The organism is Methanosarcina mazei S-6, assembly GCF_000970205.1.
Lineage (GTDB): Archaea > Halobacteriota > Methanosarcinia > Methanosarcinales > Methanosarcinaceae > Methanosarcina > Methanosarcina mazei.
Genome location: NZ_CP009512.1, coordinates 2,559,874 through 2,574,508, shown reverse-complemented (window position 1 = coordinate 2,574,508; position 14,635 = coordinate 2,559,874). Strand labels below are relative to the sequence as shown.

Here is a 14,635-nt window from a genome sequence, read left to right as displayed (position 1 = left end):
TTATCGAATTTATCATTAGTACGGGCCAATCAGTCTAATAAATAATAGTAAGAAATGTAAACTTTTCATATTAAATTAAATGAGATCTCGGTTTACGGAAATCTTTATATAAGTGTACTGCATTTTTCAAAATGGGGATGAAGTAAGACTCATTTAAGAATAATTCTGTGTATAGACTAAAAAACTAAATCAAGACTGTTAAAGACTAAATCGAGACTGTTTATGTCTTAAAATGGGGGAATATAAAATGGAATATGAACTCGAAGAAGTTGAAAGAGATTATGTGGAATTCCTGAAGGAAATGGGAGAAGAATAAACAGAACACTACAATAAACAAAAAATACAGCGCATCAAATAATATGTGACATCACATATTATAACTCATTAAATTCTTTTTCCTTTTTAAATACCTTTTCTTCTTTTTTCGTTTTTGTATATAGTCTGTAATAGCTCACGAAATTGGATACAATTTTTATTGGAAATAACTTCCAGTTATGCAATTTTAATCCGTTTCAGGCAGACGACGCATACAAAAAGGCAATTTATTCAAATACCTTTTATAATGCTTTAAATTAATTTTGTTACATTTTAAATACCTTTTATAATACTTTAAGTTTATTTTATAACATTTCAATCAATTTAATAATATTTCAAATACATTTTTTAATACTTTTAATATGGAATATCAGCTCCTTTAGACTACTCATAAGTTAAATACTGCAAAAAGTCTGCCTTAAATCATCTTAAATTTGATTCTTTCCTGTGATTCCGGCCGGATTGTATTTCAAAATTATTATATATCTTAATTTTAATTATGTGCCGAAATGAAAGCCTGAAACCGTTGTCTGGTCTTTTAATTGGCTTCATTTCTTCCTGAAATTAGCTTCTGGAACTATCAAAAACGTATGAAGGGCAGATCTAAATGAAAAACAAAATAATTGCGTTTGACTTTTTAAGAGCGTTAGCAATAATTATGATTATTCCGGCTCACCTGAGTAATTATTTGTTTTCCAGCTATGGAAAACTGATGCTTTATGCTTTTGACCCTTATTTTGCGAATATGGGCCTGGGGCTTTTCATATTCATGAGTGGCTACCTGTTATACTACAACAACCATTCGATAAGGTCGCTAGAAGATGTATTTGATTTTTATAAAAAAAGGCTTTTGAGAATTTTTCCTCTTTACTGGGCTGCACTTGCGGTATTTGTAATGGTATTTTTCGTATTTGCTTCCAGGTTAGATTCGGGATTTGTATTTCCTGATTCAGAGAATGTGTTCAGCCCATACAATGTACTCGTACACTTTCTGGGGCTTCAGATTTTACTCGCTCCGGCTTATGCTGCACCAATGTTAACTCTCTATTTTGTAGGCCTGATTGTTATTTTCTATGCCATTTATCCTTTTATTATTATGTATTCGAAGAGTACAGAACAGATCCTGATATCTTCGTTTGTTGTATACTTCTGTTCCTTTTTGATCTCTAAAACTTTCAATATTATTGATCACCGTTTTTTCATGTTTTTCCTTGTCTTTATGTTTGGGGTACTCACATGCAGGGAAAGGCTGTCTGAAAAAGCCTTAAAGTTACCTGGAAAGATACCTTTTGTCCGGCTTCTGCTGGCAATTCTTCCTGTAATCTTTGTGCTGGTGATTGTTCTGGGGCTGAGAAGTTCCATGTTTCTGGACCCCAGGATTTCCGTTACCATTGACACCGGCAGCGCGATAATAGGGTCCTCCACAGTAGGGTCCATAATGAGCAGTATAGCGGGCTTGATGGGTATCAACCTGTCTCTACTGGAATTTATCATAAATCTGGCACTTCTCAATATTTTTATTCTAATCTTCTGTATTTCAGAATATTCACTTGCTACCAGGTATGTAAATGATAAATTGTCAGGCACTTTGAGTTCGTTCTTTACGAATATTGCCACGTCTTCTTACTGTGTTTATCTATTCCACAGGCCGTTTTTTACTCTGTGGAACTCTGGAACTAATTTCATAAGCTCTCCAATTTTACGTGACGCTTTAATGCTGTTTGTGGCTATTCCCCTGTTGTTTTTCATCTCATATAATATCCAGAAAATAGAATTAAACATGAAAACTAATTTCTCTGCAAGGAAATATTCAGGGAAGAGATCGTATCATAAGGACTTGCTATGAATTCAAGCAAATAAAACGATAGAGGAAATAGAGTCAGTGATATGAGGAAATAGAGTCAGTGAAATAAATTAGAAAATAGCGTAAACAGGTGTATAAAAAGGATAGAGAGAATCAATTTTAAAATATTATAATATTTGTTATAGATGTATCATACTAAAATCTATAAAAATGCTATAATACAAACTATAAAAATATTATAATATTCACTATAATTATTTCATATTAAGAATTAAAACTAATAATATCAGTGAAATGATATATTTTTCCCAGAATACTGTAATAAGTTTTTTAAATGAATTTTTCAGAAAGCTTCTGAGAATCTGATTTTGAATATGCCAGTTACCTGGTTTATTTTTAATGGCGGCCATACCAGTATAACCGAATTTGTGAGACAATTTTGATTTGGTCTTTTAAATAAAATCACCTTTTTACTTCATTAGAAAATTTTAAATATTATAAAAATAATTAAGAAATTACAGGTTATATATAACTGAAAAAACAGAAAAACAGAAAAACAGAAAAACGGATTTTCAGATCTGAAAATATCCGGGTATTAAGAGAGGACCTGACTCTTGATATCCATTTTTTCTCTTACCCTGAATTCAGGTTTCATTCAACTTTATTTCAAGAAAATTATTACAGTTACTGGAAAATGGGAATCTTTCAGGATTATTTTTCACATTTCCATATTATGCTAAAAATAATTTTCTTGATAATTATCTTAAATTGAAGACTGCAAAAAGCCGTTTCTAAAACCAGCAGTAAATCCATCAGCTTCGAATTAATAAATCAACGTATCCAAGTGGAATAACAGATCTGAACTGGAATTACCTCAATATTCCTGCAACCTTCATTTTTGCAGTTTTTGCCCGGACATCTGAGGGAGTTTGGGAAGAATAGAAAATCATGAATCATTCTTATGCTTTTTCAGGAAGTGTAACCTGTTTAAATTTGATGAATAAGGCAGGTTCCTTTTTAGCAGGAATAGTTATTTTCTAACAGGAAAGGTTATTCTTTAAAATGAGATAAAAATAAAGTTACGCTGAGGGAGAGATTCGAACTCCCGTAGCGCGTAGCGCTACCGGTTTTCAAGACCGGCGCCGTGGTCCGCTTGGCTACCTCAGCATATTGAAATGATCTGTTCTCCTGTCTTTCCGGATAGGAACTGGCTAATTGCCCTGACATTCCGAGGAGCGTATACAGAGAACCTGATTATTATATATAAAATTTGCGAAGAGAAAGGACTCTTCGCTTTTCTTTAAAGGACTTACAGGCTTATTCCTGGGATTCCGAAGGTTCTTCTTCAGAGGCAGGTTCAGCTTCAACTTCAGGCTCTGCGGGTGCAGGGACTTCGGCTTCTGCTGTGAGTTTTTCAATAAACTGGATCTCTTTAAGACCGGCGTACTTGAAGAGCTCTGATGCCACCCTGTTCTTTGCCATGAGCCAGCGTTGGTTGAAGGTCAGGCCAGTGGGCACATTGATCTTTGCGGCATCATCAGCTATCTCGACTTCCATGTCGCGAATACCGGTGTAGAGGGCAAGAAGTCCCTGTACTTTTTCCACATCCTCTTCAAGGAGCTTTTCAATGGTGTACTCGTAGGTAACGGTCTTACCTGCAAGAGGGCTGTTAAAGTCTATAGTGACTCTGCGGCCGATTACTCTGCTGACGACTCCTCGCCTGCCGTCAATTTCCACAGGCATGCCCGGATGAACATTTCTGTCCGGGAGTTTTGTTATGGAAACGGTCTCAATTAGCTTGGCATCGGTAGGACCAAATGCCTTTTCGGGCGGAATTGATACTGTACCGGAGTAACCGGCTTCCTTTCCTTCAAGGTCCTCGTCAAGTCCCTCAATGGTGTGGCCTGCCCCGACAATAACGACATCTCCGCCGTAAAGTCCGCGGGGGTTAAAAATCTCTTCCTTTTTGGCAAGCTCTTCGTCTGTTGTATCGAAAACTCTGCCGTCTTCAAACCTACCTGTGTAGTTTAACTTTATGAAATCGCCTTTCTGGATTGCCATAATTCTCAACTCTTTTATTGAATTAATTAAACATGATGAGCAAGGAAATTATCCTTTATAGTTAAATTCCGGATTTTCAAAGTAAACGCGTTCCACGCTATAGAACTCTGGCTTTAATAAGCTTTTTGGGATCAACAGGGCTACTCCAGCCCTCGCTGGACATTACAAAAATATTATTTCAATATGAATCTCCCTTAAATCCGCATCCGTAACCACTAAAAGCTATTTGAATGTTACTTATTAAAGAATTTTGATTTATATGCCGCTCAGGAAATCGTTTTCATTTTTACTCCTAAAAGTTACCTTCTGGGGCACAGATATTTTTCTTTCGTTACTGCTGAGCAGGGGGAGATGGATCGGAAAGTTTTTCTGGCCAGCTCTTTCAGGTGTCTTACAGTGCCTTATAAATTAAGTTTTCTATAACATTCTTTTTATATAACTCTGTTTCGGGACATAAAATCAGTTTCAGAACCTGGTTATGTCCTCAGCTACGTTTTTTCTCTTTATTTTTGTCCTCTTATATTCATTATCTTCATTTTTATGTCTCTGAATGCAATAAAATATTAAATATATCCTTGAATATTATGTTTACTGGGGATTTGAAAATATAAAGCAGATTTGTCTGTCCGGGCATGTTTTTTTATTTTTTCATTCAGTTGGATAAACAAATCCGTAAAAACCTTACAGAAAGGGGGTTTCATTTCAGGAGGGGTATATGGGTAAAAAACTTATGAGAATAGGAATTTCTCTCCCTGGGGAGCTTCTGGACAAATTTGATAAAACACTTATGAAGAGGGGATACTCTTCTCGTTCGGAAGGGATAAGGGATGCAATAAGGACTTACAACCAGCACTATGAATGGATGAAGCAGATTAGAGGCTCTAGATACGCAACAATCTCGATTGTATACGATTGCTCAAAAAAAGGCGTAACAAGTACCCTGGCAGAGATACAGCATGAATACGTGGATATGATAAGCTCTTCTGTGCATTTCCATATGGAGGAAGATCTCTGTTTTGAGGTTATAATCCTGAGGGGAGAAGGAGAGCAAATAGTAGATCTTGCCCAGAGAATCCTCAGTATAAAAGGAGTTAAGCATTTAAGACTGACAACCGTGCCTGAAGAGAAAAATGAATAAGAGAAAAATGAATAAGAGAAAAATGAATAAGAGAAAAATGAATAAGAGAAAAATGAATAATTGTAAATTAAAAGTCACTCTCATCCGATTTCAGGGATTGATTAAAATTCTCGTATCAGCCACTGTCATGATACAGCTTTCTGGAACTTTTCAGCCAGATCGGAATTAAAAGGGGGTTTCAGTTTCGATATCCAGTCTACCTGACTTTTGTATCTCCATGCTTATTTTATTCCTTCCAGATTCGATACGCCGGAGAAAGATATGGGTCTTATAAATATTCACGCAAAGCCCGATGTATATTTAAGAAGTTTTAACAATATACTCTGGAGTATAGCAGGTTCATGGCTGTTAAAAGGATGGAAGCAGATAGGAAAAGAAAATGTCGACACTGTCGACGATACAATGCTTTCAGAAATTCTTAGAATTCAGGCAGAAGGATTTGAATATGGAAGACAGGGAGAAATTTTAAAATATTCAAAGAAATTTAGAAAAATATTCTATGTAATTAAAAGCCAGGACAGGATAATAGGTTATTGCATATATTACCTGAGACCGGATTTTTCGGTTACGGGACTGGAGAAAAGATCCGTAATCTATTCCATTGCGATTGATAGGGAATTCAGAAACAGGGGGTTTGGAAGAAAGCTTCTGGAAGAAAGTATAAAGGAAATGGTAACTATTCAGGTAGCCTTAACGAGGCTACACATTTTTCCTCGTTCCGAGGAAAAATTGGATATAAAATGATTCCTTTTTAGCTTTATGAAACGTGATGAGATTCTTTCTTACTGTGCTTCAAATCCTGAAATTATTGTAGCTTACATTGAGAGTTTAGAATCTCAAGTTAAAGAACTCACTGAAAGACTTGTAGCCTTAGAATCTCGTTTAAATCAAAACAGTCGTAACAGCAGTCGACCTCCTTCTACTGATTATTTTGTCAAAGAGAAACCTAATCCCAAGAGTCTGCGTAAACCAAGCGGGAAGAAACCTGGAGGTCAGGAAGGTCATCCAGGCACGACTCTTGATATGGTTGATCATCCTGAGTAGGTAATAGAACATTCTTTGACCTGCTGCAAAGAATGCGGATCTACCCTTGAGAATGTTGAAGTTGAAGCTTATGAGAGAAGACAGGTCTTTGACATTCCTCCCGTAAATCTAATTGTTACAGAACATAAAAGTCAGATTAAAACCTGTCCTTGTTGTGGAAAGTTGAATAAAGCCGTTTTTCCCGAATCAGTGAAATATCCGGTTCAGTATGGCCCTAATATTTTAGCTTCAGCTATTTACTGTAAAAATTACCAGTTTGTTCCTTATGATAGAATTTCTGAGTTATTTGAAGACATTATGGGAATAAAAATCTGTCCTGCTACGATAATTAGAGCAGAAAGAGAATGTTTCCAGAATTTAGAGGAATTTGAAAACGTTATTAGAGAGAAGTTATTAGCCTCGCCTGTAATCAATTTTGATGAAACTGGTATGAAGATTGAAGGAAAAAGACACTGGCTTCATGTAGCTTCTAATGAAAAATACACATGTTATTTTGCTCATACAAAAAGAGGAGCAGAAGCAATAGATGCTATGGGAATTCTTCCGAAGTTTAAGGGAGTAGCAGTTCATGATGGATGGAAACCTTACAACGTTTATGATTGTGATCATGCTCTGTGTAACGCTCATTTACAGAGAGAACTTACAGGAATTGAAGAGAACTATAAACAGACATGGGCTAAAGAGATGAATGAACTGCTCACTGAGATGAAGAAATACACTGATGAGTGTAAAGAGCAATTAAGAGAACCTGATTTTGAGCAAATTAAAGCATTGGAAGAAAGGTTTGATGCAATTATCATTAGAGCGCTTGAAGAAAATCCGCATTCTCTAAATCCTGAAAAACAGGGAAAACGCGGTAAAAATCCAAAAACAAAATCAAGGAATCTGCTGGATAGGTTTATAGAACACAAAGAAAAGATTCTGAGATTCCTGACAGATTTGAAAGTTCCATTTGATAATAATCAGGCAGAAAGAGATATCAGGATGATGAAACTACAGCAGAAAATATCGGGAACTTTCAGAAAAGCAATGGGAGCGCAAGCTTTCTGCAGAATTAGGGCGTACATTTCTACAGGAAAAAAGAACGGTTTACCTGTTTTAGAGGGTATTCGTGCGGCGCTCATAGGAGCGCCGTTAACTATACTCTGAGCAGTTACAGGAAATGAAGATGAACAGTGTATCAGCTATCTGCCTGTATGTGAATATAAATAACCTCCCTGCTATAAAATTGTATGAAAAAATAGGCTTTTCGATAATTAAAGAAATAAAAGACATATGCGGGCAAAAAGAAAGATGCTATAAAATGGAACTGAAACTCGCTTGAGCCAGTATTTACGGATTTCTATAGAGAGTCTTTTTATAACAAATAACTAATATGGATATCTTTACTGAAAATGTTTTATACAATATATCTTTTTATAGTAGTAATTTTTAGCTATTGTATCACATCTCTGCGGTTTTAATTAACTGCTCAGATTTTAATAGATAAATTTAAATAAAACTCGAGTTGACTTTCCAACTAAGGGTGATTTTATAGACTCTACAGTAAATTATGTAAGATTTGTCTCGATCCTGGCAAGCATTCAAAGAGTGCTGCGCGACATTATCGGGCCCCATCTTATCAAAAAATGGAAAAACACCAGAAAGGAAAATATCGTGTCTGTAGATGAAACAATGCTTCCGGAGGTTCTCAGGATTCAGGCAGAAGCATTTGACGGTAAGAATCAGGAAAGTCTTATAAAATACTCCAGAAAGTTGAGTAAGATCTTCTACGTGATTAAGAGTCAGGACAAAATTGCAGGTTACTGCGCATACTATCTAAAACCGGAATTTTCTTTAAAAGGACTGAAAAAAAAATCCGTAATTTATTCAATTGCAATCGGCAAAAAATTCCAGGGTAAAGGATACGGAAGAAAACTTCTGGAAGAAAGCATAAAGGAAATGAAGCTTAATGGAATATGCTCTGTCTTGCTGTATGTAAATGTAGAGAATACTCCCGCTATAAAATTATATGAAAAAATGGGTTTTGAGATTGTCCAGAAAACCGAAGATATATGCGGTCAGAGTGAAAAATGCTTTGTTATGGAACTGAAACTTGTTTGCTGATTTACCTTTATTTTCTAAGGCGATACTTTCCCGCACATGTCTCAAGTTCAGTGACATATTATAGTCTTAAATCCGTGGTTTTTTTACAGACTGAAGTCTTATCTGCTTTAACCTGAGGATATATTTAAATAAAATTTGGTTTCACATTCCAGTGTGTACCTAATTGACATCCTTATTCTTGTAGGCGGGCTACTGCTGCTTGTAAAAGGGGCAGATCTTTTTGTGACGTCCTCATCCTGGATTGCCAAAAGGTTCGGAGTCTCTGAGTTTATAATAGGGTTAACTCTTGTTTCGATAGGGACCTCCGTTCCCGAACTTGCCTCATCCCTTACCGCTTCCTTCGAACAGGCGAGCGGGATAGTTATAGGCAATGTACTCGGGTCAAATATAGCAAACATAGGACTCATAGTGAGCACGGCTGCCCTTCTTTCCAATGTAAAGACTGAAGAGTTAATGCTTAGAAGAGACGGCTATATAATGTTATTTTCAGTCTTTCTTTTTTTACTCTTTGTTGTGGATTTCAGGATTTCAAGGTTTGAAGCATTTATTTTTCTCCTGCTATACTTTGTTTATATCCTTTTCCTGCTTGACAAGGTAAAAAAGCACGATGAGGACATATACTTTAAAGATTTCATAACTTATTTTATAACTTTTGAGTATATTTCCGATCTGAAAACACTTTTTAAAATAGGTGTCAGAGAAAAAACAGATGAAAACAGCATAAATGTAGCCATTAAAGAGGGCTATGAAGTAACTGAAGGAAAAGATGAAAAGAGAGGCAAAAAGGGCGAGGATATCCTATCCGAAAATAAAACTCTCTCCGGTATTAAAGATGGACACGAAGCTGAGATTGTATATGAAACGGAAAGCCTTTCTGAAAGCAGCTTTTTAAAAGAGTTTACAAAACTGATCGCAAGCGGAATTGCCATAATAATCGGGGCAAAATACTTCATAGATAAGTCAATTTTTTTCGCTCTTCTTCTGGAAGTCCCTGAGACTATTATCGGTATAAGCCTTGTTGCAGTCGGGACTTCCCTGCCTGAGCTTATGGTAACAGTTTCTGCAGCCCGCAATGGTTATGCCAGCATAGCTCTCGGAAACGTTATAGGGTCAAATATTACGAACACCCTTTTAATCCTTGGATGTACCGGGCTTGTCCAGCCTCTCATGGTAACCGGAACAGCCGTGTATTATATCACCCCTTTTATGCTGGTTTTCAGCCTGCTGCTGCTCCTGTTTATTCGGACGGGCTGGAGAATCAAAAGGCATGAAGGGCTTATCCTTTTCCTTCTTTACTCCGGATTCATGGTTTTTATCTTCCGCCTCGGATAAGAGGCTGCCCTGAATCTGGTACCCTGCAGTGAACCGGATGATTGAAAAACAGAAAATATTGTTGAAAATATTTTTGTCCTGTTCCCATCAGGGACTTCTTATTTTATAGCCCTCATTTGCAAGGGCTTCTGATGTACGCTCCAGGTCTGTTTCCTTTACCAGGATATAATCGGTATCGTAAGTTGAAATAGTAAATATGCTGATTCTTTTTTCAGCCAGTGCACTGCTGATTCCTGCAAGAATTCCTGTAAGCGAGAAGTCAAGGGGGCCCTCAACTTTCAGGCAGCTCCAGCCTCTTTCAGCCCGGATGCCGGAAGGAATGCTTGACTGAACACTGCTTTCCCGGAAGACGACTGAGAGTTCGTCGGGAGTTCGCGTAATTGAAAAGAAATCGCTCTCAAATACTTCTGAAGGCATTTTAGAGTCTTTTTCCAGCCTTAAAATGTTAAACCTGCCTTTAAGAACAATTAATGTGGGCTTTTTTTCTTCCATAAGGGGCTCCTTTTTTACTGACATTCTATTTCATATTTCTCTCAGTACTTATGGTTTCGGGGGCATCAGAACCATCTTTAGCATCAACTTTTAGACCAGGCTTTAATAAATACTCAGTTAAAATTGTTATTCGTCTTTTAATCCATTGTAGATTAAATTCATAGTCAATTTAGTCTACGGTCAATTAGATTCACTGTCAATTAAATCCATGTTCAAACTTTTATCTTTGTCTTTCAAACATTGTTTTTAACCGGGGCTAGCTTAAATGGAACTGATGGATACTGGCTTACTTGAGACCCTTACAGAGATAGACGAATTTGTATGGGGTCCTCCTCTCCTTATTTTACTTGTTGGTACAGGAGTTTTCCTTACATGGCGCCTTGGATTGATTCAGGTTTTCAGGCTGCCTCTTGCACTCAGGTACGTCCTGAACTCGCGGAAAGCTGAAATCGGGGTTCAGGGAGATGTATCGAGTTTTGCCGCGCTCAGCACCGCGCTTTCCGCAACAATAGGGACAGGAAATATAGTTGGGGTTGCAACCGCTATAAAAGTGGGGGGTCCGGGGGCTCTTTTCTGGATGTTTCTTGCGGCTTTTTTCGGGATGGCGACCATGTACTCCGAGTCTCTTCTGGCGGTCAAATACAGGACTGTGGACGCAAACGGGCAGATGTCAGGAGGTCCCATGTATTATATCAAAAACGGGCTTGAGCACAAAAAATACAGCAGGGTTCTTGCCCCTCTTTTTGCTTTTTTCGGGGTAAACGTGGCGCTTTTCGGGATAGGAACTTTTCCACAGGTCAATGCTATTGTTGACTCTGCAAGAATCGCATTTAATATTCCCGAAGTCCTGAGTGCACTTGCCATAAGCCTGTTTGTAGCTTTTGTAACCCTTGGGGGGATCAGGAGGATTGCGGCTGTTGCCCAGCTTGTGGTTCCTTTTATGGCAATGGCTTACGTGCTGGGCTGCCTTGTGATTATCACTCTGAACCTTGAAAAAATCCCCGAAACCTTTGCCCTGATAGTAAGTTCGGCTTTTACAGGGACTGCAGCGAGGGGTGGCTTTCTTGGGGCGGGCGTGATGCTTGCAGTCAGGATGGGAATAGCAAGAGGTATCTTTTCAAATGAATCCGGTCTCGGGAGCGCTCCCATAGCAGCTGCAGCCGCAAAAGTAAAGGAACCGGCAAAGCAGGGCCTTATTTCCATGACAGGGACTTTCTTCGACACCATTGTTGTCTGCCTGATGACTGGAACAGTGCTTATCATGACAGATTCCTGGACAGAGGACCTCTCAGGGGTGTACATGACAAGCTATGCCTTTTCAACATCACTTGCGGAAACAGGGAGCTATATCGTTACAGTCGGGCTCATGTTCTTTGCCTTTACAACAATTCTGGGGTGGAATTATTACGGGGAACGCTGTACGGAATTCCTCTTCGGCGTAAAAGGGATTCTTCCATACAAAATAATCTATATTCTTATCGTTTCCTCAGGTGCCTTCCTCACGCTTGACGTTATCTGGGTTCTGGCAGATATCGTAAACGGACTGATGACAATTCCAAATCTGATAGCTCTCCTCGCGCTCAGGAAGGTTATCGCGGCAGAGACAGAACAGTATTTCGAAAAACTGAAGTTGAAAGGTCCAGAGCCGGAAAATTGAATTTCTGAGCATCCTGGTAAGGAAAATATAGCCGGGAAAAATACAACCTGACACAGGTTGCAAACAAAGTGTAACGGTTATAAATCAGGTAAAGAGATTGTTACATATAAATTTAAACAGATAAGGACTGTTAGCCATGAAGTTTACCTTTTCAGGAAAAGACCCGGGGATTTCGAAGGCGGGAAATAAAGGATTCCATTTTGTAACTGTAATGCTATTGATATTTATCCTCCTGACATCTCCGGCATCCGCGGCTGTAATCTCCGGAGACACCCACCTCAGGGTTGAAGTTGGAGAAATTACCCCAAATCCGGCAAGACCCGGAGAAGACCTGCTCATAAAAATCAATATTGAAAATACCGGAGACAAGCCTGCTGAAGATGTAATAATAGGGATTGAAGAAATTGCCCCTTTCACCTTCAAATACAGCACCTCAGGTGTTTACGGTTCCGGGACAAACACAGAACGTAATTTTCACATTGAACAGATAAGGCAGCGGTCGAAGATCGAATTGAATTTCCATTTCAATGTTGACTCCGGAGCCAGGTCCGGTGTTCACCAGCTTGAATTTACTATCAAAGATGGGGATGAAACAAGTTTTTCAAGAAGAATTCCCATCCGTGTGGAAGGAAACCCTGACCTTGTGCTTGTAGGCACGGAAATCTTTCCCGTAAACGGGGAAAATTCCTCTTCCGGAGCCCTTGTACCCGGGGAAGAATTCTACCTCAGGACTGAAGTTAAAAATGCAGGGAACGGGAATGCAAAAAATGTCCGAATAATGCTGGACCTCAACAGCTCTTTACCAATGGTCCCTCTGCAGGATAATGTTTTTTTCATTGAAAACCTGAGTGCCGGAAGTTCAGAAAACCTGTCGTTCAAGCTCCTCCTGGGGAGCAATGCAGGCGTGCAGCCATACAGGATCCCTCTACGCATAACCGCCTCAAACGAAGCTGAAACCCTTCAGATCAATAAATCTCAGGAAATAGGGGTAAATGTGCTGAATAGGGCAAAAATTAATATTGCAAGCCTTAAATTCGACCCTGAAATGCCCGAAAGAGGGCAAAAAGTTTCCATGATCCTCAGGCTTGAAAACGTTGGGGAAGGAGAAGCCCGTTTTGTAAAAGCCAGGCTCGAAGGGCTTAAAGGAAGCGGCAGCACAGATGCTTTTCTCGGAAGGCTTAATAAGGACGATGACGCCCCTGCAGTTTTTACCTTTATTCCTGAAAAGTCCGGAGAACAGAATGTTACCCTGCTTGTTGAATATGAGGACGATTTCGGAGAACACCGGCTCAACGAGGATCTGACATTTAACGTCGTCAGAAAGGGCGACAGTGCTGTTCCGCTTATACTGGCTGCAGTTCTGGTTCTTGCAGTTGCGCTCTATTACCTGAAGAAGAAAGGTAAACTCTAAAGGTAAATCCTGTTTGATAAACGAAAAGAGGAAATCTCTGTAAACAAGTGAGGATGCCTATTATGCTTGAAAAGGCTAAAGTCTCCTTTTTTCTTGCCAGCCGTTCAATTACGCGAGGCAATAAAGGAATTACAATCTTTACCGTCTTCGTCCTGACCCTGATATTTGTTCAGCTGGTGCTTTTCTCAAGTATGCTGGCAGGAGTTACGCTCAAGTTCAACGAACTCATGGTAAACTTCCAGACGGGTAATGTCGTAATAGAGCCAGAGGAGGAGGAACGCTATATAGAGGATGCATCAGCCCTACAGAAGAAAATAGAGAGCCTTCCAGAAGTTGTGGGGACTTCTGCCCGCCTTAAAACCACCGGAAACTTCCGTTATAAAGAAAAGGAAATTGGAGGTACGGTTTACGGGATTGACCCTGAGGATGAAGCCTTTGTGACAGGTGTTGAGGGTGCCGTAATAAGCGGGGAATTCCTTAGCAGGCCTGATAGCGGAGAGGTTATTCTGGGCAGGGAGGTCTCAGGAGGTTTTGATGCCCTGATGGAATCCAGGTCCCTGGGAGGTGTTGAGGTAGGAGACACTGTTGAACTCACAGTCAGCGGCAGGACGCGGGAATTCAGGGTAAAAGGAATCTATACAACTCTTTATTTCATGGCTGATGCAGGGGCATACATTAGCCGCGCAGATATGGAAGATATGCTGGATATAGAAGGCAGAGATTTTGCCCAGGAAATTGCTGTAAAAACTACCGCAGGCACGGACGAGTACGAGATCAGAAATGAACTCCTTTCCCTTGGGATAAGGGAAAATATTCGCACCTGGCATGAGTTTGCAGGTATCCTCCGCCTGATTGAAAACACTCTTGGCCTTGTAAGGAATATTATGAACGCAATAGGGCTTTTGATAGCTTTTGTGATCATTTTTGTAGTTATTTACGTTAACATAGTTAATAAAAAGAGGCAGATTGGGGTCCAGAAAGCAATAGGGATAGAGCAGAATGTGATTGTGACCTCCTTTGTTCTTCAGGCAATGCTTTATGCCGGTATAGGAGTCATACTTGGCTATGCTTTTGTACGTTTTGGACTGGTGCCTTATACTGTTTCAAATCCTGTCCAGATTCCTCTTGGTGCTATGAGTCTCAGGCTTGATGATGCCGAAGCTATAAACCGGGCAGTTCTTCTTTTCCTTGCCTCAATAATAGGCTCTGTTATTCCTGCTTATAAACTGGCTCAGAAAGACCTTCTTGACCTTATCTGGGGTAAGTAAGGAGGTG

General features: G+C 39.2%; 11 protein-coding genes, 1 tRNA gene and 1 pseudogene. 10 read left to right on the top strand and 3 right to left on the bottom strand.

What is annotated here, in order from left to right:
* Positions 1 to 922: 922 nt before the first annotated feature.
* Entirely contained in the window at positions 923 to 2,161 is a 1,239-nt protein-coding gene (locus MSMAS_RS10985) for an acyltransferase family protein (RefSeq protein ID WP_011034566.1), read from the top strand.
* A gap of 1,040 nt (positions 2,162 to 3,201) precedes the next feature.
* Here the strand turns inward: MSMAS_RS10985 and MSMAS_RS10975 are convergent.
* A tRNA-Ser gene (locus MSMAS_RS10975) sits at positions 3,202 to 3,286 on the bottom strand.
* Between the two features lie 150 nt (positions 3,287 to 3,436).
* Positions 3,437 to 4,180 carry a peptidylprolyl isomerase gene (locus tag MSMAS_RS10970; protein WP_048040659.1) on the bottom strand — a complete coding sequence of 248 codons (744 nt, stop codon included), beginning with the start codon at positions 4,178 to 4,180 and terminating at the stop codon, positions 3,437 to 3,439.
* Positions 4,181 to 4,895: 715 nt separating this feature from the next.
* Between MSMAS_RS10970 and nikR the strand changes: the two genes are divergently transcribed.
* The 6 genes and pseudogenes from nikR (at position 4,896) to MSMAS_RS10940 (ending at position 9,800) form a co-directional block, all read left to right on the top strand.
* Positions 4,896 to 5,318 carry a nickel-responsive transcriptional regulator NikR gene (gene nikR / locus MSMAS_RS10965; protein WP_048046557.1) on the top strand — a complete coding sequence of 141 codons (423 nt, stop codon included), beginning with the start codon at positions 4,896 to 4,898 and terminating at the stop codon, positions 5,316 to 5,318.
* Positions 5,319 to 5,720: 402 nt separating this feature from the next.
* On the top strand, positions 5,721 to 6,062 hold the full coding sequence (locus tag MSMAS_RS10960; RefSeq protein WP_230633243.1) for a GNAT family N-acetyltransferase: 342 nt from the start codon (positions 5,721 to 5,723) through the stop codon (positions 6,060 to 6,062).
* A 15-nt stretch (positions 6,063 to 6,077) separates the two neighbouring features.
* A pseudogene (locus tag MSMAS_RS10950) lies at positions 6,078 to 7,511 on the top strand (IS66-like element ISMma14 family transposase).
* Between the two features lie 13 nt (positions 7,512 to 7,524).
* Positions 7,525 to 7,686 (top strand): GNAT family N-acetyltransferase, encoded by a 162-nt coding sequence (locus MSMAS_RS18895; protein ID WP_230633241.1) that lies wholly within the window; start codon positions 7,525 to 7,527, stop codon positions 7,684 to 7,686.
* A 266-nt stretch (positions 7,687 to 7,952) separates the two neighbouring features.
* Complete coding sequence (locus MSMAS_RS10945; protein WP_048046556.1) at positions 7,953 to 8,468, top strand: GNAT family N-acetyltransferase; 516 nt, start codon at positions 7,953 to 7,955, stop codon at positions 8,466 to 8,468.
* A 153-nt stretch (positions 8,469 to 8,621) separates the two neighbouring features.
* Complete coding sequence (locus MSMAS_RS10940; RefSeq protein WP_048036372.1) at positions 8,622 to 9,800, top strand: calcium/sodium antiporter; 1,179 nt, start codon at positions 8,622 to 8,624, stop codon at positions 9,798 to 9,800.
* 87 nt (positions 9,801 to 9,887) lie between these two features.
* Here the strand turns inward: MSMAS_RS10940 and MSMAS_RS10935 are convergent, their stop codons facing one another.
* Positions 9,888 to 10,316 (bottom strand): ACT domain-containing protein, encoded by a 429-nt coding sequence (locus MSMAS_RS10935; protein WP_080942079.1) that lies wholly within the window; start codon positions 10,314 to 10,316, stop codon positions 9,888 to 9,890.
* 241 nt (positions 10,317 to 10,557) lie between these two features.
* On the opposite strand from MSMAS_RS10935, the gene MSMAS_RS10930 reads away from it, so the two are divergent.
* The 3 genes from MSMAS_RS10930 (at position 10,558) to MSMAS_RS10920 (ending at position 14,628) form a co-directional block, all read left to right on the top strand.
* A complete protein-coding gene (locus MSMAS_RS10930) occupies positions 10,558 to 11,949 on the top strand; it encodes an alanine/glycine:cation symporter family protein (RefSeq protein ID WP_011034573.1) in 1,392 nt (463 codons plus the stop codon).
* 136 nt (positions 11,950 to 12,085) lie between these two features.
* Complete coding sequence (locus MSMAS_RS10925) at positions 12,086 to 13,360, top strand: COG1361 S-layer family protein (protein WP_011034574.1); 1,275 nt, start codon at positions 12,086 to 12,088, stop codon at positions 13,358 to 13,360.
* Positions 13,361 to 13,422: 62 nt separating this feature from the next.
* Positions 13,423 to 14,628, top strand: a complete 1,206-nt coding sequence (locus MSMAS_RS10920) for an ABC transporter permease (RefSeq protein ID WP_011034575.1) — start codon at positions 13,423 to 13,425, stop codon at positions 14,626 to 14,628.
* Positions 14,629 to 14,635: the final 7 nt, after the last annotated feature.